The sequence below is a fragment of the Burkholderia sp. MSMB617WGS genome (assembly GCF_001532025.2).
In the GTDB taxonomy this organism is placed as follows: Bacteria; Pseudomonadota; Gammaproteobacteria; order Burkholderiales; family Burkholderiaceae; genus Burkholderia; species Burkholderia savannae.
In genome coordinates this window covers 44,731-64,242 of the sequence record NZ_CP013458.1, presented here as the reverse complement: position 1 = coordinate 64,242, position 19,512 = coordinate 44,731, and the positions used below count along the sequence as shown (strand labels likewise).

Below are 19,512 nucleotides of genomic sequence, written 5' to 3'. Positions count from 1 at the left end.
GCGTCCTGCCCTGCGCAGGCCCTTTCATGCGATCGCGCGCTGCCGCAATGCGCGCAGATGCGCATGCAAGACGGCGCACAGCGCGACGACGCGCGCAGCGTGCGCCCTCGATGCCGCCGTGTCGTCCTCTCGCAGACGCTGCTCCAGTTGGACGCAGCCATGCTCGAGTTCCGCCGCGCCAACGATCTGCGAACTGCCCTTGATGCGATGCGCGGTCCGGATCGCGGTTTCGACGTCGCCGTTGTCCATCGCCTGCTGCAAGGCCCGGATATCGGCGTCGTTGCTCCGCACGAGCGTGTCGATCAACGCGTTGCGCGCGTCGATGTCGTTGCCGGCGATCGCATACAGCGCGTGGCGCGCGGCAAGCGCCATCGCATCGGATGTCGGGTCCGCGGCCGCTTCCGCGGCGCGGGGGGCGACGAGCACCGCACCGCGAAGATGTGCATCGAATGCATGCGCCAGATCCAGCAGGCCGACCGGCTTGGCCAGGAACGCGGTCATGCCCGCGGACAACGCCTGCTCATGCGCTTCGGCGCGCGCGTCGGCGCTGCATCCGAAGATCGGCAAATCACGCCATCGCTCGTCCGCTCGCACCGCGGCGGTGAAGGCATAGCCGCTCATGCGCGACATCGAGCAATCGGTGAGGATCACGTCCACCGTTTCCCGTTCCAGCAGTTCGAGCGCCTGCTCGCCGTCGCCGGCCTCGAACGTTTCCTCGAAGCCTAGCGCGTGCAGCTGGCGCACCAGCAGCATGCGGTTCGGCGCGTGGTCGTCGACCACGAGCGCGCGCAGCGTGCACGCCCAGTCTCGCGGTGTCGGCAGCGCCGGCGGCATTGCATCGTCCGACGACGCTCGCATCAGCGGAATCGAAACGCGCACCTGCGTGCCTTCGCCGAACTCGCTCTCCAGCGCGATCCGGCCGCGCATCTGAGCCACCAGCGTACCGCAGATCCAGAGCCCGAGGCCGGAGCCGTCGAGGCCGGCCCCGGCGCCCGTCACCTGCTCAAAAGGCTGAAATAGCCGGGCCTGGTCTTCCGCGCGTATTCCCACGCCGGTGTCGCGCACGACGATCTCGAGCGTCCCGCGGGAATCGTCGCGAGATTGCCATCGCAGGCTCAGGCTGATGCCGCCGCGGTCAGTGAACTTCAGTGCATTGCCCAGCAGATTGCCGATCACCTGACGCACCCGCAAGCCATCCATTTGCAGCGTCTGCGGCACGCCGGGATCGATTTCGGCGTTCAGCGCCAGGCCTTTTTCCGCGCAGAGCCGCCGATACATCAACAACAGCCGCTCGACGCAGCTCACGACGCAGGTCGGCCGGGGATCGAGCTGAAGCTGCCCCGACTCGGCCCTGGACGTGTCGAGCAAATCGTTGATGAGGCGCAGCAGCGACTGCGCGGTTTCGCGCACCGTCCAGATCGTGTCCCGGTTCGGCGCGCCTGGAAGGCCGAGCTCCAGTTCGAGCAAGCCGAGAATCGCGTTCATCGGCGTACGGATTTCGTGGCTGATTGTCGCGAGAAACGCGCTCTTGGCCCGGTTCGCGGTCTCCGCTTCGAGCGTCGCCTGCTTCAGCGCGCGCTCGGTCTGCTTGCGAAGCGTGATGTCGATCCAGCCGCCGAGCACGGCACCGGCGCCCGAGCTCGAACACCCGAGCGGAACCGTCCAGACGAACAGATCCGAATCGCCGCCGTTGTCCGCCAAGGTTCTGTCGGCGAATTGCGCCCGGCGCTCCGTCAGCGTGGCCTGAAACAGTTCATCGAGCATCGCGTTCAATGCCTGTTGCCGGAGGGTCGACGCAGGCAGCGCGTCGGCGTCGCCGAGCGCATCCCGCGGCAACCCGTAGGCCTCGGCGAAGGATGCATTGCAGCTGACCACGCGCCCGTCCGCCTGGCGCAGGTAGACCGCGAAGGGCAAAGCGTTGATCAGCGCATCCTGCAATGCGATCCTCTCGCGCAGCTCGCGCGCGCGGCGTCGCTGGCCGTAGCGAATCGCGCCGAGCGCGGCCGCGCTCAAGCTCAGCACGACGGACAGCGCCGTGAGCGCCTTGACGACCCGCTGCCGCTGCATGGTGGACCAACCGGCGATCACGTTGGTCGGGCGGTAGCGCATCCGGTCGCGCCGCAAGGCGTCGAGATCCTCCGGCGGCGTTGCCTGAAACACCTTGTCGAGAATGCCGAGCAACAGCTCGTTGTCGCGCCGCACCGCCATCGCAATGCTGGTGACCGACTCGTTGACCGTCGTCACCGCCTTCACCAGCCTCGCGAGCTCGTACTGCGCGATGAAATAGTTGGCGGTGGTGCCGGGCAGGGAAATCGCATCGACTCTGCCGTCGAGAAGCATGCGGAACAGCGTCGGGATATCGCGCGCCTCGACGAGCTGCGGCTCGCCGATGAGCGGTTCCGGATTGAACCGCTGGAACCCGCGCGTCTCGGGCATGATGCCGATACGCTTGCCGCCAAGATGCGCGGTGCTGGTGACAGCGCCATCGCCCGCGCGCACGAGGATGACCCAGAGCGTCTGCGCATACGGCGCGGTCGATGTCATCCAGTTCTCGCGTGCGTCGCCGATCGCGACGTTCGGCAGCAAATCGACCCTGCCGTCCGCGAGCGCCGCGAGGCATTCCCGCTGAGTGCCGAAGGACACGGGCTGGAAACTCAGCCCGGTGCGCTCGCCGATCAAGTCCATGACGTCGACGCCCAGGCCCGTGATTTTTCCGCGGCCGCTCTCGACGAACATATAGGGCGGCAGATCGATCGCGCTCGCATAGCGAATGGTGCGATGCGTCCTCACGTACTCGCGCTCCTCCTCCGTCAGCACGAGGTCTCGACGGATCTTGAAATGATTCGCCGAACCGAACCAGCGTCGCTGGATTTCGCCGGCCGTGCGAATCGGAATGGCTCGCAGCGCCGCGTTGATATGGTTGATCAGGTCCGTGTCCGCGGCGCGGGCGGCGAACACGAACGGCGGCGCGTCCACGTCGGCGAAATTGGTGATCGACAGCGGCAACTGCAATTGGTCGATCAGGTAGTTCGCTTCGGTGGCCTGGCCGATGAACGCGTCGGCCGTGCGATAGGCCACCGCTTGCAGCGCGCCGAGCGCCGTCGGATAGGCCGTGATCTTTTCGTGCCGGTAGCGGGCGCGAAAAGCCGCGTTGCCGAAATCGTCCGCCGTCACGGCATAGCTTTCCGGCGGCGCCGACGCGGAATCCATCCGGCCTTTTTCTCCGAGCACACGCACTTCGACCCGCCGGTCCGTGAAGTACGGGCGCGACCGAAGCAGGTGCCGATCGGCGTCCAGCCGAACGCCGCCGACGAGATCGACCGAGCCGCTCATCAGCGCGGCTCGAGCCTGCGCGCGCGTATCGAACATCCAGATCTCGAAGCGAAGCGCGCCGGCATGCTGGATGACGTGGAGATAATCCGCGGTCACGCCTTCGTACAGGTCGCGATCGCGATACAGGTTGTACGGGACGCCGCCGTCGCGCGCGACCGCCACCCGCACCGTCCTCGGCAAATGCGGTCGGCTCCGATCACCGGGCTCCGCGGACAAGTGCCGATTGGCGTCCTCGATGCTGTGCAACTGCAGTTTGCGCGGCGGATATTCCGGGTTCGCCGTGCCCGCATGAGCGCCAACCGACGCGAAACACAAGATGGCCGACAGCCGGACGGCATTGCGGCGCCCGGCGCGGCCGATCTTCGACCAAATGCAGGATGACATCGTATTCATGTCGACGAGGCTCGCCTGCGCCATTGATCGGCGGTGCGGCTTGCCGCGAATCGTTCTCAGATCAGACCGTTCTTTTTCGCGTAATCGGCCAAGCCCACGACCGACGACACCCCGAGCTTCTCGAATATGTTGGATTTGTACGTGCTGACCGTCTTGTTGCTGATGCACAGATCCTCGCTGATCTGCCTGTTCGACGATCCGCGCGCGAGCCCGCGCAGCACCGTCAGCTCGCGATTCGTCAACCCGCCGATCCTGTTCGCGGCTTCCTGCGCGCGATCGTGGTAGAGCGCCGAAACGGCCTCGGCGGGGAAGAACAGATAGCCGGACAGGATGGTCTTCACGGCGTTGAGGATCTGGGCCATGTCGTTTCGCTTGCTCAGGAAGCCGTTGGCTCCGGCCTGGCTCGCCCGCACCGAATAGATCTTTTCGTCCATCGCGGAAAAAATCAAAACCCGGGTTTTCAGCCCTTCCGCACGAATCCGCTTCAACAAACGGAAACCGTCGCCGCCCGGGATCTCGATGTCGAGAATGGCCAACTCGATGGGGTGCTCGCGCAGGAGCGCCATCGCATCGACTGCGTTGGCCGCTTCGCGGATCGGCCCGAACTCCTGCCTTCCGGACAGCACGGTACGGATCGCCAAACCGATGGCGGGATGATCATCGACAATCAGAATGCCGGGCATCGCGGTTCCTCGGTGCGTATGCGACCACTACTGACGGCATGTGCCCTCCTGCGTGTCGGTCGAGACCGACGAGATGTCGTGAATGAAAAAAACGCGTGCCGAAGGCGCGGCCCGCCACGGCGGCCCCGAGTCATGCGGATGTTCGCGAGAGCACGAACGAAGCGGCGACAAGGGGGCGTGCCGGCGGGTATCGAGCCGCGGCACACTCGCCCTGCGTCTCGTCGTGTGGGCGGACCGGAGCGCCAAAACTGCAGCAACCGGCCGAAAGCCACGCCGCCGCTGCCGCGATCACGTGCCGGTATTGGGCCAGGGCCTTTTCACGCTGATAACGGGCTTGCGAACGTGCCGTGCCGGAAGCGTCGGCACGGCGCGTATCGCGCGGCTCCATGGCGAACGCCGATGAATGATGGCGCGGGAAATCAGTTGCCGCGTAATGCACGGGAAGCTGCCGAACGCGACGGCCCGCAACCCGCAACGCACGCCCATCTGCGCTCATGCGCTCGCGGACGAATCGCGCGGCATCCGCGTGTTTCCCGTCGATGGCGCCCAAGCACGCACGAAACGCAACGCGCCCGACACGCCGCGCCGTCGCGGCAATCGGCGAAATCGCGCAACGCACCCGCATCGCCTATCCGGATTCATTCGACTGTACCGATCGCGAATCGACCGTTGAATCAGAGTTCTTAGAAATTTCGGCCCCACGGGCACGACGCGCGCGGCCGACAAGTCCGACGACAGTCAACGCAGCAACCAACGACGAAATCGCGAACGCGCGGCGACATGGAGGCCGCGTCTCTAACAATTGCGATTTCCGCGGTAAGAAAAGAAAGGCAATGTCTGTTCATGGGTTCGCGCTCGGCACGGCCGCGTTCGTCGAGCGGCGTCGAGCGCGTGCGCGGCGGGCAACGCGCCGCGTCGCCGGCGAGCGGCCGGGCAACGCATCCGCCTCTCCGAGCTGCGTCGACGTGGGGTCGAGCGGCCGACGCGCGGGGCCGCCGGCCGCCACTTCGCTTTCGTCAGCACCGGACGAGCCGGCTCGTGCCGATTGCAAACGGCACGCCGTCGCGCCACGCACCGCCGAGGACATCGGCGCGAACGCAAGCCCGGCCTTCGGCGGAAACGTCCGACATCGGCGGGAGCGAATCCGCCGTTCAACCGTATGGAGTAAGGACAGGAAAATGAGCACGGACCTCATCGAACGTTCGCCGGTCGCGCCATTGCGCCCATCCATCGCATGCGAACTCGCAGGCAGGCTCGACGGCATTCGAGCGGCCGGGAGGCCCCGCGTTGGGTCAGCCCCGGACCCATATCGCCTTGTCAGCGACATCGCGCCGCGCGCGGGCCGCTTCGATCACGCCACGCCGCACTTCCTGCAAGCGCGGGAACACGCGCCGGTGCCGGATGCGCCGTTGCCGAGCGGCCGGATCTTCGAAGCTCGGATGCGGCGAGCGACCGCGCGGCGCGCCTTGTCGTACGATGCGCACGCGGCGTGCTCGTGCGCGCTTTCGTCGCGGCCCGCATGCGTTGCATTGCGCGCGCCGAGCGGCGTATTCGGCGGCGATCCGGCGCGAGCCGACCACGACGCGGCCCGCGACGCGCCGCCCAGGGCCGCCGCGATGTCCGTGTCCGGTCCCGAAGGACCGCTCGCGCGGCAACGGCGACGATGTCGCGCGGCGGCGCTGATGCGGCATCCGGATTCCACGCGGCTCGCCGCGCGCGACCAGGCGCGCGACAAAGTCGAATCGCCCAGCCTTTGCGCTCGCCGTGCGCGAGACGCGGCATTCGGGCTCGCATGCCGGGCGCTGCCGGCAAAGCGGCTGCCCGCGCCGTCCAGCCCGAAGAACGTCCGCGCGTGTCACGCGCGCATTGCCGAGCCGACCGAGGCGCTCTCGGGCCGCGCGAGAACGGCATGAGCGCCGTTCGCCACGACCCGCGCAGACATCGGCGCGCCGGAGTGCGGCGCGAATCGCGCCGGCCGCGTCTGACGGCAGCCCTTGCGTCGGCGCTCGCGCAGCGGATTCGGAACCTGGCCCGCAACGGTGGCCGGCCTGTCTGCCGGCGCGCCCGATCGCGATCGGCGCGATGAAACTCAAACGGCCTCGCTCGCCGCGTCAGAACGGCGGCTCGCGCAGATTCAGTTGCGACAGCGCTCTCGGATTCACGCGCTCGTGCCAGTCTTGCGCGCGCATCGGCTTGAACAGATAGGCGCCCTGCAGCTCGATATCGCGATATCGACGCAGTAGCTCCAACTGGCGCCCGTTTGCGACGCCGGACACCGTCAACGAGAAACCCAGATCGTGCGCGAGCCGCGAGACGCTTGACAATATCGCCTCCGCGGTCGGCGAACCAGGCAGACGCTCGGTGAACGATGCGCCGAACTTGACGCCTGTGACGGGCAGCACCATCAACGTCGACATCGCCGTGTGATGCGCCCCGAAATCGCTGAGCACGATGCCGTATCCTTTCTGCCTCAACCGCTTCAGACGATCGAGAAGACTCAGCGATTCCTCCGGCGCCGACATTTCCGGCACTTCGAGCGTCAACTGGCTGCTCGAGATGTCGAATTCCGCAATCGATTGCGCGAGCCGCTCGAACACGCTTTCGGCGCACAACTGAGCGCCCGAGAACCGCATCGACAGCGCCGACACGCCGCCGCCCTCGTGCTTCCAGCGCGCGAGTTGCCGGCAGGCCTCGCCCACGGCGTGGCCGGCGATCCGGGGCGCTGCGCCCAGCCGGTCCGCGACGGCGTACACGACGCGCTGAGGCAGCGCCCCCCAATCCGGATGATCCCATCGTATCGTCGCTTCGGCGCCGGTCACGGCCCCCGAACGGACGGAAACGATCGGCTGATAATCCATGACGAGCTCTCCGGCCTCGAGCGCTCGCTCGAGATCGGCCTCATCCAACGGAAGTCCCTTTTCGTGTTCCCGGGCAAAGAATGCACCCCTACGACGCGTGATGCCCGTTTCCATATCATTCTCCCAAAGACGCCGCCGTCGCGGCGGCGTCCGTCGCGGCTTCGCGCCCGCCGGAAGGCGGCCTCGCAGCACGACGCCGACGCCCGCCGGTCCGATCGCCCTCAAATCTTCAGGAAACGTTAAATCATGTCGAGCGTGAAGAGAATCACAAATCTTCGAATCCGAGCCTGAACCCGCAGCAAAGCGCGAAACTCGGCGCGGAGCCTTCCCGCAGGGGAGCGCCCCCCGATCCGGCAGGCCCCGGCGTTCGACGATCATTCGTTCGTCAGCGCCGCGACCATCCGCTCGAGCGCATCCCGAATGGCCAACGCCTGCAGCTCGATCTCGCGATTCCACTCGCCGGCTTCGCGCACGTAGCTCCGAAGCTCCTGGCATTGCTCATGCAGCGCGGAAGGCCCGAGAACGGCGATGCCGCCCGACACGCCGTGAAGCCATCGTCTCAGTTTCGGCAGCGCGCGTTCGTGCAGGATCGCGTCGAATTCCGCGATTTCTCCGCCGGTCTGCGCGACGAACACCCGCGCATACGCGGCCGGCACGTTGGGGACGTCGGGCAGATCGTCCTGCGCGTCGTCTTGCGCGCGCTCGCCTGTCTGCGCGCTGCAACACGCGCGAACGACCGTCTCGAGCCCTTCCAGCGGAACCGGCTTCGCGAGGTAGTCGGTAAAGCCGCGCGCCCGGCCGTCCGCGACGTCTTCAGGACGCGCGCTCGCGCTCACCGCGTACACCGGCATCGTCATGCCGAGCTTCCTCATCTCGGCGAGCAACTGGAAGCCGTCCATCACCGGCATGTCGATGTCGGTCATCACGGCGTCCACCGGCTCCTTCGACAGCAGCGCGAGCGCCTCCTCGCCGTTCTTCGCCTCGATGACCCGCACGCCGAGCGTCGTGAGCTGATCGAACAGAAGGCTGCGATTGAGAAGATTGTCTTCGACGATCAGCACCGTGATTCCCGCCTCCGCCCCTCGGGGCGCTTGCCCGGCATCGACGAGCGCCGTGCGGCCGGCGGCGAGCATCTGCGCCGCGGATTTCACCCCCGCAAGGCTATATATGCTGATTTCCACGCCGCCGCCGTCGCGCCGTCTCGGCACGAGCGGCCCCGTCTGCCCGACCCACACGATCGAATCCGGCCTTTTCCACCACGCCCGCACTTCGGCCGGCGCGAATTCGTCGGTGGCCATCAGGAAGTCGTGCGCATGCTCGTCGATCGGATCGGCGGGATTCGCGAAGGCAGTCACGGCCGTGACGCCCGGGTCGAACAGATTGGTCAGCCATTCGAGGTTTTCCTGCGCACGGCCGAGCACGGCGACGCGGCGATACGGAAGCGTCCAGTACGCGTTGCTCGAATCGCCCTCCGATGCGTCGAGCGGCAGGGACACCGCGATGCGGGTTCCCACGCCGACCGTGCTTTCCAGATCGATGCGCCCCTTCATCAGCTCGCAAAGGCGCGCGCAGATCGACAAGCCGAGGCCGGTGCCGCGCGCCTGCCTCAGCCGGTTGCTGTCTCCCTGCGTAAAGGGCAGGAAGAGCCGGTGCTTCAGGTCATCCGGAATGCCGATGCCGGAGTCCGTCACGCTGATTTCGAGCTCGCCGGCATGCCAGCCGGCGCGCAGCACGATCTTGCCCGACGGGGTGAACTTCAGCGCATTGCTCAGCAGATTGTTCACGATCTGCGATACCCGGACGGGATCGAAGTAAAGCCGCGCGGGCAGGCTTCGCTCGAACACCACGTAGAACTTCAACCCCTGCTGCGTCGCGAGCGGCGCATGCGAGAGCGCCAACCGGTCGAGCAGATCGGCGATGTTCGACCACTCCTCCATGAGGCTCAGCTCGCCGACGTCGATCTTCGAGAAATCGAGGACGTCGTTGACGATCTGCATCAAACCGCGAGCCGACGTCTCCATCGCCTTCACGCGCGCCTGCTGCTCCGGCGCGAGCGGCCCGCGCGCGATCAGCTCGATGTTGCCCACGAGCGACGACAGGGGCGTGCGGATTTCGTGGCTCATCGACGCGAAGAACGCCACCTTCGCCTTGGCCGCCGCGTCGCTCGTCAGCTTCGCCTCGCGCAGCAGGATTTCCGCCTGGTGGTGCGCCGTCATGTCCGTGATCGCGCAAAAGAACACCTCCCGCGCGTTCAGCGTCGCGGGTGCGTACGTGATTTCGATGTGGACGGCGGAATGCCCGGCGCGCGACAGCGTGAACGGGAACTGGAAAATGCGCGCGTCGTCCGATTGGGTGTCCTGCGTAGCCAGCGACGATTCGAATGCGTTCTGCAGCTCCTGCGGCAAATGCCGGTCCGAGAGCCGCAAGCCGAGCATCGTGCGCGCGATCGGATTGGCGACGACGATTTCCAGCGTCGTGCGCTGCACGATGCACAACCCGACCGGTGTCGCATGAACCAGCAGATGGTTGAGCATTTCGCTTTCGAGCGCTCGCGACGCCTCCTCGTAGATGCGCGTCAGAAACCGGTAGTTCCAGTATCGGAACGCGACGAGCAGCAACACGATCAGAACGAGCGTCGCGCCGCCGACGAGACCCAGTTCGTACTGCATCGACTGCAGTTGCAGATCGAGCGGAAGCAGATACATCATGTGCCCGAAACCGGAGAACGGCGCCGGGCGGCGAAGCGCCCATCCGAAGCCGGGAATCCAGTGGTACAGGCCGTCCTGTCTTGCGGCGAGCCGCTCGTCGACCTTGCGGACCATTTCCGAGTCGTCCGCGTTCACGAGCGGCACGCCGTCCGCGTCCACGATGACCGGCTGCTGAACGCGGCCGGCGCGCTCGATCGGAGAAGCGAGGCTGTGCAGGTCCACGCTGGTCAGGACGAGCGCGTAAAGCCTGTCGTCCTTTAACACGACGGACGCGCCGATCATGTGCAACTCCTCGCCGCTCGCCCCGCTTCCGATCGCGAACCAGAGAATCTGCTTCTTGCGCGCGGCGTCGAGCGGATCAAGGCCGCGCTTTCTGTACCGCTCGAGCACGGCCGAAACGAGCTCGGACGGGGTGCTGGCGCGAAGTGCGCTCAAGTCGCCCGCGGGAAACAGATATCCGTAGCCGACCGAACTGTCGGCCGTCACCATTTCGACGCTCGGCGTCTGCCCCGAGTTGGCCAGCAACTGCACCGTGTAATCGCAGCTCTCGCGCAGGATCGTGTCGTCGCGGGCGTTGTGGGCCATCGGCGTGCACGCGTTCGGCGCCGGCGCGCTCAGCGCCGAAGGCGCGCCGTTCATTCGAAGCTGCAGCACGAGGCTCGCCGTCGTCAACATCATGCGGCGCTGCAGGAAAGCGTCGACCACTTCCTTTTCGTGGATGCGCGCGGATTGCTCCTCCTGCCGGAAAGCCGTCTGAAACAATCCGGTGACGGTCATGGCCGCGATACTGATGGCCGCCGAGACGAGCAGCACGATGACGGTCGCGAAGACCCGGCGCTCGCGCTTCAAATTGGACTCGAGCGAATGGAACTTTCTCAGCGGCGATCCCTCGAGTTCTTGCATGAGTCTTTGCATCAGAGCAGTCCTTGCTCTCGGGCGCAGTTGATGAGATCGACGTTGGTGTCCACATGGAGCTTGCGCATCGCCGAACGCTTCTGCGTCGAGACCGTCCCCAGCGAGCGATTCAGCGTCCGGGCGATGTCCGTCAGCGACATGCCGCCCGTGAACAGCCGCACGACCTCGAGCTCCTTCGGCGTCAATGCATTGAACGCCGCTTCGCCGGGCCTGATGCTGCCGGCGACGGCGAGGCGGTGCGCCATGCCGGGAGACAACGACTGGCCGGCGCCGCGCGCGACGTTGAGGCACACGCGCCCGAGCTCGGTGATCTCCTCCTCCTTGCCGACGAGCCCCGCCACGCCCATGCGGCACAGCTGGCTGATCACGCCGCTATTGGTCAACATCGTGAAAACGATGATGGGCGTGCGCTCGTACGCCCTCATCAGGTGAGAGATCAGGCGCAAGCCGTCCTTGTCGTCATCCGCCTGATGCATCGCGAAATCGGTGACGACGAGATTGACCTCCTGCTCCCGCATCGCGGACAGCAGCGCGTCGCCCGACGAGACCGACGCCACCACCCGAAAGCCCGGCAGCGAGTTGACGTAGTCCGTCACCGCGCGGAGAACGATCGGATGATCGTCAGCCACGACGACACTTCTTGTATGCAGGGCAACGTTGGACATGGCGGCTCCGAAAAAAGCGGAAAGCGCGGAAGCGGCGCACGAATGATGTCCGGCGCGCCGTCATGCGCATTCCATGCAACACGATATCGAATGCCTGCTTTCCTGCCTATGCTTCGCGAGCACGATTCGCCCGAACGCCGCACATCGACTTCGAGTCACGAACGCGTCCGTTCGGTATTCGAGTTTCCATTGCGCCTTTCATTTTTCATACAGCAGCGCTTCGTGCGAATACGCTCGTTCCGTCCGCCGGGGCAGCCGTTCGGCTTCGTCCGCTTCGCGCATGAGCGGGCAATTCGTGTTGTAACAGCTTACCCGAAACGCGCCGACCCGCCCTGACTTAAACATGCAATGAACCGTCTTCACGCCGTCGAATCCCACCGGAATCGGCGAATCCTCGTCCGCCTGCTGATCCGCGCAGCACGGGGCCGTCTTCGCATCGTGTTCGTGCCGCTGCCAACGCGATATCCGCACCGTCACGAAAACGAAAAACCCGATGCCGATCAACATGGCTTCAATGAGCAACGCAAAAGCCACGATCAACCATCCGGTCAAGATATCGACGTACCAAAGCGACAGCAGGAGTACGCAAAACGCGACGAAAACGACCGGCACCAGAAAAAGAATCCATTGCGAAATCTGATCCCACGAGTCCTCGGATCGCGCATGCGAGCGAGTCGTCCATCCAATCGACGTCGTCTGCTCCATCAAGTAAATCTCCCATTGACCTCGCCGCGAAAGCCGAGCGGCGCAATTGCCCAATACGATCCTGACCCAGAGAAAAAAGCATCCGCTCGTTGAATCGAACGGGAATTAACATGATTTGAAAATTCACGGATCTTCACGTCGGGATTTCGCGAAGATAGACACGCATCCGGGCCGAAAAAAAATAGCGTTCCGAAAAAAGCGCCGCGAGCGGCGATCGATGCGCGCCGGGCCGAACGCTTCCGCGGGAAGCGGCCGATTCGCGCATCGCAAGAAGACGCGCTCCCCGGAGCGCGCCGATTCTGGAGTCCGAACGCCGCGCGATTCGCGATCGAACTTTCGAATGAGCGTGCGTGCGACAGAATGGCGTCCGCCCCGAAAACGGTCGTGCCGGCGCCGACATCTCGTTGTCGTTCGACGGCCGCATCCGGATCAACGTATCGCTATTCTCTTGATCGGATGCGTCGCATGCGTCTCATGCGGCCGCCTTGCTGCGGCCGATATCCATTTTTATGCAAACGAGCATTCGACGAACATCAAAAAAGTTAGAATTTCTGCCCGGACGACCCAGGCGCGAACCGGCCGACTTGTATACGGCATGGCGGCACATCCCATGCTTTGCATCCCTGACGTTCCGTCAACTGGCCGCTCCGGCTGCGCGTGTTCGCCCTGTTGTCTCGCCGCGCGCGTGCGACGCGCATGATCGATGCCGCGGAATTCGCCGACGACCCCGCCAATTCCGCCAATTCCGCCGAAACCGGCGCAAACAGAGCGCGCGCCGCTCGGCTCGTCCGTTCACGGACCTTCGTATAACGAAACGATTGCGCCGGGATACGCGCACGCGTTGTCTTGGCGGCCCGATGCGAGGGGCTGCCCGGGAAACGGCGCGCGATTCGACGATCGTGTCCGAGCCGAGCGCCGTGAAGCGCGCAAGTGCGCCGTAGCGCCGCCTTTGCAATCGAAGTTGCGACGTCGGCATCCGCGGTTCCCGATCAGGTGCGAGATCAGGTGCGGATCGTGCGACAGCAGGCAATCACCGGGGAACGCGTCGAAATCGACATCGCTCTGTGCGCTTTCCCATTGGCGGGCGACGATCGAATCGACGCGGGACGCGACGGCACGGCATGCCGGATGAGTTCCTCCGAACGACGCGAGGCCGTGGCTTGGCTTGGCGACATCGAGCGAGCATGCGAAAGTCCGCGAATTCAGGATGAAGCGCGTTGCAGACGTTGACCGCTTCCAGCATGTTCGGATACGCGTGATGTGCGCGCTCGCAGCCGCGCATCGAAGCGAAGCGCGCCTTGCCTGCGCCCATGCCGTGCATCGAAGATGCCGGCGCACCAACGCCGGCGTTGACGCGCCGATCCCTATGAACCGAGTTGTTCCGGCGAAACGGATCGACAGCGGCAAGGATCGTGCGGCGGCGCGTTCGGAGTCGCCGGCGAATCGCACGGGGCGCACGATCGCTCGGCCGACGAGCCGGCAGGCTTGCTTGATGTCACTGTCGGGATAGCGGTAATCGGCCGATCTTGTCCGCTCGGCGTTGCGAATCGGCGAATAGCCGCTGCACAGCAGGCCGAGCGCCGCGCGGTTGAGCGCACCGCATCTTTCGGCATCGATCGTCGCAACGAAAGGAAGGCACGGGCGGACGCTGCGAGAAAGCCCGCGTTCCGGCGCAGGCCATCCTGCCGGATACCCGCATGTCCGTGTCGACCGAGATACTGAAGCGCGGCTGCTGCATTTCGCATGCATGCGCCGTTTATTGATCCACGCACCCGCAAGCACGGCGGCGGCGCATCCCGGCAGGCCCGCACATTCGAAGAGCAGCGCCATCCGACACGTGTCGGCTCGGGCGGCTTGCTCTGCCCGAACGAAGCCGATTACGCGCACGGCTTCGCACGAAGCGAGCAACGACGAACGTCGTAAAAAAATGGGCCGCCGCATGCGTGCATGCGACGGCCCGAACCACGCCCCGCGGGCCGGGCGTCGAGCGCCGGCGCGCGGGGAGCGCTACGCGATTACCACTGATACGACATGCCGGCGCCCCACACGTAGTTGCTGCCGCTGTAGCTCACGCCCGTCTTCACCTTGATGTTCTGGGTGATACGAGCGGTCGCGCCGAGCGCGGACGCCTGATAGCCCTTGAAGTTGGCCGTGCCTACGCCCACGGCCAGCGTCTTGCCCGGGTCGACGTCCGGAATCATCGTCAACGCGGTGGCGGCCGCGATGCCGGAATAGGCGTCGCGCGAGAGCGTATCGATCTGGCTTTGCATGCCGGTCATCTGATTCTGGATGCCCGACACGGCGCTGTTCAACTGGCCGACGTTGACGGCGTCCGTCGCATTGACGCCGGCCGCGACGTTGGTGATCCTGCGCTCGTTGCCCGCGGAACCGACCGACACCGTATTGGCCTCCGACGCAACGGAACCCGTGCCAAGCGCGACCGAATTCGATCCCGACGCCATCGCGCCCTGACCGACGGCGACACTGTCCGTACCCGTCGCGCTCGAGTTCGTGCCGTACGCCGAGCTGTTCGCGCCCGACGCCGTCGCACCGGCGCCCGTCGCGACGCTGTTGTCGCCCGACGCAACCGCGTTTCCGCCCAGCGCCGTGCTCGAATCGCCGGTGGCGGAAGCATTCGCGCCGGCAGCGGTGCTCGTCGTACCGGAAGCAACCGTGTTGACGCCGAGGGCCGTGCTGCTGTCGCCGGCTGCCGCCGCGTTCTCACCGAACGCCGAGCTGCTGTTGCCGGATGCGGTCGAGTTCGCGCCGTTGGCGGTGCTGTTATCGCCCGACGCGGTTGCGTTTGCGCCATTGGCCGTGCTGCTCGTGCCCGACGCCGACGCGTTGTTGCCCGTCGCCGTCGCGCTGTCGCCGGTAGCCGCGGCGTTTTCGCCCGTTGCCGTCGCGCCCGCGCCGGATGCGGTCGAGTTCGCGCCGTTGGCGGTGCTGTTTTCACCCGTCGCCGATGCGTTCGTGCCGTTGGCCGTGCTGTTGTCGCCCGACGCGGTCGAGTTCGCACCATTCGCCGTGCTGTTGCTGCCCGACGCGGTCGAATCCGTGCCGGTTGCCGTGCTGTTATCGCCCGTCGCCGATGCGTTCGTACCGTTGGCCGTGCTGTTGTCGCCCGACGCGGTCGAGTTCGCACCATTCGCCGTGCTGTTGCTGCCCGACGCGGTCGAATCCGTACCCGTTGCCGTGCTGTTCTCGCCCGTCGCCGATGCGTTCGTACCGTTGGCCGTGCTGTTGTCGCCCGACGCAGTCGAGTTCGCACCATTCGCCGTGCTGTTGCTGCCCGACGCGGTCGAATCCGTACCCGTTGCCGTGCTGTTCTCGCCCGTCGCCGACGCGTTCGTGCCGTTGGCCGTGCTGTTGCTGCCCGACGCGGTCGAATCCGTGCCGGTCGCCGTGCTGTTTTCACCCGTCGCCGATGCGTTCGTGCCGTTCGCCGTGCTGTTGTCGCCCGACGCGGTCGAGTTCGCACCGTTGGCCGTGCTGTTGCTACCCGACGCGGTCGAATCCGTGCCGGTCGCCGTGCTGTTTTCACCCGTCGCCGATGCGTTCGTACCGTTGGCCGTGCTGTTGCTGCCCGACGCGGTCGAATCCGTACCCGTTGCCGTGCTGTTCTCGCCCGTCGCCGATGCGTTCGTACCGTTGGCCGTGCTGTTGTCGCCCGACGCAGTCGAGTTCGCACCATTCGCCGTGCTGTTGCTACCCGACGCGGTCGAATCCGTGCCGGTTGCCGTGCTGTTATCGCCCGTCGCCGATGCGTTCGTGCCGTTGGCCGTGCTGTTGTCGCCCGACGCGGTCGAATCCGTACCCGTTGCCGTGCTGTTTTCACCCGTCGCCGACGCATTCGTGCCGCTCGCCGTGCTGTTGTCGCCCGACGCGGTCGAGTTCGCACCATTCGCCGTGCTGTTGCTACCCGACGCGGCCGAATCCGTGCCGGTCGCCGTGCTGTTATCGCCCGTCGCCGATGCGTTCGTGCCGTTGGCCGTGCTGTTGTCACCCGACGCGGTCGAGTTCGCACCATTCGCCGTGCTGTTGTCGCCCGACGCGGTCGAATCCGTGCCGGTTGCCGTGCTGTTATCGCCCGTCGCCGACGCATTCGTGCCGCTCGCCGTGCTGTTGTCGCCCGACGCGGTCGAATTCGAACCATTGGCCGTGCTGTTCGTCCCCGACGCGGTCGCGTTGTCGCCGCTCGCGGTGCTGTTGTCGCCCGAAGCGGTTCCCGTGTTCGCCGCGACGCTGCCTTGCAGATCCGACACCGACGTGCTGAGCGACGAGACTTGCGACGTCAGCAGACTGTACTGTTGCGAGAAATCCTGCTGGAGCGTGTAGAGCTGCGAACCGTTCACCGCATCCGTGCTGGTTGCCGAAATCGCGCCCGCCGCCACGTTCGTCAGGAGGACCGGCGTCGTGGCGCCCACGCCGCCGAAGGTGATCGTGGATTTCGACGAATCATCGTAGGACACGACATTCTCCATCGACGTCTGCAAGCCGGCCAGATTCGCGTTGACCGTGCCGAGGCTCGTCGACAGCGACGTCACATCGTCTGCAGTGCCGAGCAGCGAAGTCGACAGCGACGCGATGCCGCTATCAGCGGTGGAAAGCCCCGTCGACGCGCTCGTCGACAGCGACGTCAGATCGCTCGCCGCGCCGAGCAGCGACGTCGACAGTGACGCGATGCCGCTATCGGCGGTGGAAAGCCCTGTCGCCGTGCTCGTCGACAGCGACGTCAGCTGGCTGACGTTCACCGCATCCGTATCGTTGACGCCGGCGGCAACGCCCGTCAGCGTGCGCGCACCCTGGCCTCCCGCGAAATTCACCGTCAGGCCCGGCGAATTGGCGCCGACGCTGATCGCTCCAGTCGCTGAATCTTGCGCCACGACGCCCACGCCGACCGAAAGAAGGCTCGTCGAAATCGAAGTGATGCTCGTTGCCGTCGAGGTCGACAACGAGGTCAACTGGGACATGTTGACTGCATCGGTCGAATTCACACCGGCAGCAAGGCCACTGAGCAATACGCCGCCGGTCGCATTCGACATCGTCAACACGTTGCCGTTCACGCCGCCCGTCCGGAAATAAATGCTGCCCGCACTGCCGTCGAGAACGATCTGCGTGTCGTCCGCGGTCATCCCCATCCAGTCCGTCGAGCTACCCGCGACCATGCCATTGATCCAACCGGCCGAATTACAACCGTTCCCGGTTATAAGGCCCCCGCTGCCGGCAACGTTGTTGCTACCGCCGTTGTACGTCAAGCACAGACCAGTGTTATTCGCAGCCATTGCCTCGCCGGCAAACGGCCCGACAACGCCCATCGCAACCAGCGATGCAGCGCCCAGCAGCGACAGCTTGAGCACCTTCTTCAGTCCGCCGGCGGATTCCACGACGCTCGAAGCGCGACCACCGCGCCCCACTGCGTGCTCCGACGCCGCAACCCACGTACGCGTCTCTTCGCACCATACCGTTTTGAAAATCTTGTTCATGAGATATTCCCCAATATATTAATTTCGTACTGCTATACGAATAAATTGATTAGAAAACGCCGACTTGGGTATGCGACTGCTCGCTTGAATTAACGGCGCAGATAAAACCAACCGAAGTTGCGGAGTGAATTTCGGATGTCTTTTTAATCCGAACGACGTCTTTTCCGAACTACCGATTCTGATCATCAAGATACAGATTCGAGTCTTCCGGATACATCTCAATAGTTCGAAATAAACGGCGGGGCACGTGAAGATGCCGAGCGCCGTTCTTCATGTGCGACGTGTCGTCACACCGAATTCCCATTCGTATAACGAAATATCGAATCGGAATGCGACCCTCAACGAGTGCGGATCACTGTTTTGGCATTCTTCGCGACGAACGGCCGCACATGCAGCGCCGGCGCATTTGGAGAACGTCCGCATCGGTGAAATAAAGGGCCACGCACGAACACTGCCCGTACGCCGCACGAACGCCTGATGCACGACGCCGACGAATTCGCATTCGCATGAAAGCCGCCGCGCAAACCGCCGAAGCGTCGAAGCGTCGACGTTCGCCGTTATTCCCTTTCCAGAATGATTTCGACGCGTCGGTTTTGTGCACGTCCGTCGTCGGTCGCATTCGACGCAACCGGATTCGACTTGCCGAATCCATTCACGACCACGCGATCCGCCAGCAATCCACGCTCGCGCAGATAGTCGGCAACGGTGCGCGCGCGGCGAGCTGAAAGCGCATTGTTGTACGCATCCGAACCGATGGCATCGGTGTAGCCGGACACCAGCACGACGCGAAACCGCTTGCCCTTCGCTTGGCGAATGACATCGTCCAACGCACGCTTGCCAAGCAGCTTGAGGTCGGCGCGATCGAAATCGAATAGCGCGTCGCCATGAAACAGCACCTTCTCCGGCGGCTGGACAGGCGGCGGCACAATCGCAGCCGGCGGTTGAGGCTTGATCGGCGGTCGGGGCTTGACTGGCGCATCGCAACGAAACACCAGCCGGTCCGGCGTACGGCCAATCGGCCCGATCGTCTCGAGAACGTGCAAGGACGGCGATCCGGGCTGGATCTCACAAAGCTCCCGAGCCTTCTTCAAGCACGATCCGGTTTCAACAAAAAGGCCCGTGCATTCGACTTCAAACTGCTTCCCTGCGGCATCACCGACCGGACGCGCATTCACCGTCGGACCGGAATAGACGGTACACCCCGCAAGCGCCGACAGCGCAATAACAATGATGAGATTTTTCATGTTCTACTAAATGATTTTTATGTTCGATCCAATGGCGTCACGTCGCGCGTCAACGCGCCGCCCGAGACGCCTCGCACATAAAGGTGACGGCAGCCGGCTCCTGAGGGCCGATCTTCACGACGTGCGACGCTTCGCAAACTTCCGCCGCGCGTTGCCTGCAGGCCTCCATTCCGCCGAACAACCCGGAACACGTCACCCGATACCGCTGAATGCCGTCTTCCGCCCTGATCGAGTAGATATTGGTTCGAGACGTGGAGAAGGATGAACAACCTGCAAGAGCTGTAACGAGCAACAGCACGATAAATTTCATGACGAGTCTGCAATTCGATGGACGAGATCGGTCAAAGCGGAGACGCACGTCCCGCGCGCATTGACCGGATGGAGACATGTACGCGCCAAAATGTGTCCCGGCCGCGGGACGCGGGCTTGCGCAACCGTGTTTCGCCCGTAAGATTAGCGGCGGGCAATTCGATCGGATATCGAAGTTCTACGAATATGGCGAGGCATTTCCGGCGCCGCTTA

The 19,512-nt window shown here is 64.8% G+C and carries 12 protein-coding genes; 1 reads left to right on the top strand and 11 read right to left on the bottom strand.

The annotated features are described in order from the left end of the window. Window positions 1–24: 24 nt before the first annotated feature. From WT60_RS20310 to WT60_RS33840, 3 genes are all read right to left on the bottom strand, one after another. Window positions 25–3,726: a transporter substrate-binding domain-containing protein gene (locus WT60_RS20310; RefSeq protein ID WP_186448642.1), complete on the bottom strand. Its 3,702-nt coding sequence runs from the start codon at window positions 3,724–3,726 to the stop codon at window positions 25–27. Between the two features lie 56 nt (window positions 3,727–3,782). Continuing rightward, a complete protein-coding gene (locus WT60_RS20305) occupies window positions 3,783–4,409 on the bottom strand; it encodes a response regulator (protein WP_059576955.1) in 627 nt (208 codons plus the stop codon). Window positions 4,410–4,539: 130 nt separating this feature from the next. Then, window positions 4,540–4,959: a hypothetical protein gene (locus WT60_RS33840; RefSeq protein ID WP_145986837.1), complete on the bottom strand. Its 420-nt coding sequence runs from the start codon at window positions 4,957–4,959 to the stop codon at window positions 4,540–4,542. Here WT60_RS33840 and WT60_RS33835 point away from each other — a divergent pair. Continuing rightward, window positions 4,949–6,322, top strand: coding sequence for a hypothetical protein (locus WT60_RS33835; RefSeq protein WP_145986836.1), 1,374 nt, complete (start codon window positions 4,949–4,951; stop codon window positions 6,320–6,322). The two genes, WT60_RS33840 and WT60_RS33835, sit on opposite strands and share 11 nt — an antisense overlap. 198 nt (window positions 6,323–6,520) lie before the next feature. On the opposite strand, the gene WT60_RS20290 is transcribed toward WT60_RS33835, so the two are convergent. The 8 genes from WT60_RS20290 to WT60_RS20255 form a co-directional block, all read right to left on the bottom strand. After that, window positions 6,521–7,267: an EAL domain-containing protein gene (locus tag WT60_RS20290; RefSeq protein ID WP_052145062.1), complete on the bottom strand. Its 747-nt coding sequence runs from the start codon at window positions 7,265–7,267 to the stop codon at window positions 6,521–6,523. A 374-nt stretch (window positions 7,268–7,641) separates the two neighbouring features. After that, window positions 7,642–10,890, bottom strand: coding sequence for a hybrid sensor histidine kinase/response regulator (locus tag WT60_RS20285; RefSeq protein WP_059576968.1), 3,249 nt, complete (start codon window positions 10,888–10,890; stop codon window positions 7,642–7,644). Further along, window positions 10,890–11,555, bottom strand: coding sequence for a response regulator transcription factor (locus WT60_RS20280; protein WP_038747402.1), 666 nt, complete (start codon window positions 11,553–11,555; stop codon window positions 10,890–10,892). The genes WT60_RS20285 and WT60_RS20280 overlap by 1 nt, the downstream gene beginning before the upstream one ends. A gap of 198 nt (window positions 11,556–11,753) precedes the next feature. Next, window positions 11,754–12,167 carry a hypothetical protein gene (locus tag WT60_RS20275; protein ID WP_038747557.1) on the bottom strand — a complete coding sequence of 138 codons (414 nt, stop codon included), beginning with the start codon at window positions 12,165–12,167 and terminating at the stop codon, window positions 11,754–11,756. An 885-nt stretch (window positions 12,168–13,052) separates the two neighbouring features. Then, a complete protein-coding gene (locus WT60_RS33830; protein ID WP_145986835.1) occupies window positions 13,053–14,090 on the bottom strand; it encodes a hypothetical protein in 1,038 nt (345 codons plus the stop codon). A 185-nt stretch (window positions 14,091–14,275) separates the two neighbouring features. Beyond that, window positions 14,276–17,746 carry a YadA-like family protein gene (locus tag WT60_RS20270; RefSeq protein ID WP_100185353.1) on the bottom strand — a complete coding sequence of 1,157 codons (3,471 nt, stop codon included), beginning with the start codon at window positions 17,744–17,746 and terminating at the stop codon, window positions 14,276–14,278. 557 nt (window positions 17,747–18,303) lie between these two features. Beyond that, window positions 18,304–18,990 carry an OmpA family protein gene (locus tag WT60_RS20260; RefSeq protein ID WP_063889433.1) on the bottom strand — a complete coding sequence of 229 codons (687 nt, stop codon included), beginning with the start codon at window positions 18,988–18,990 and terminating at the stop codon, window positions 18,304–18,306. Window positions 18,991–19,039: 49 nt separating this feature from the next. Then, on the bottom strand, window positions 19,040–19,300 hold the full coding sequence (locus WT60_RS20255) for a hypothetical protein (RefSeq protein ID WP_038754894.1): 261 nt from the start codon (window positions 19,298–19,300) through the stop codon (window positions 19,040–19,042). Window positions 19,301–19,512: the final 212 nt, after the last annotated feature.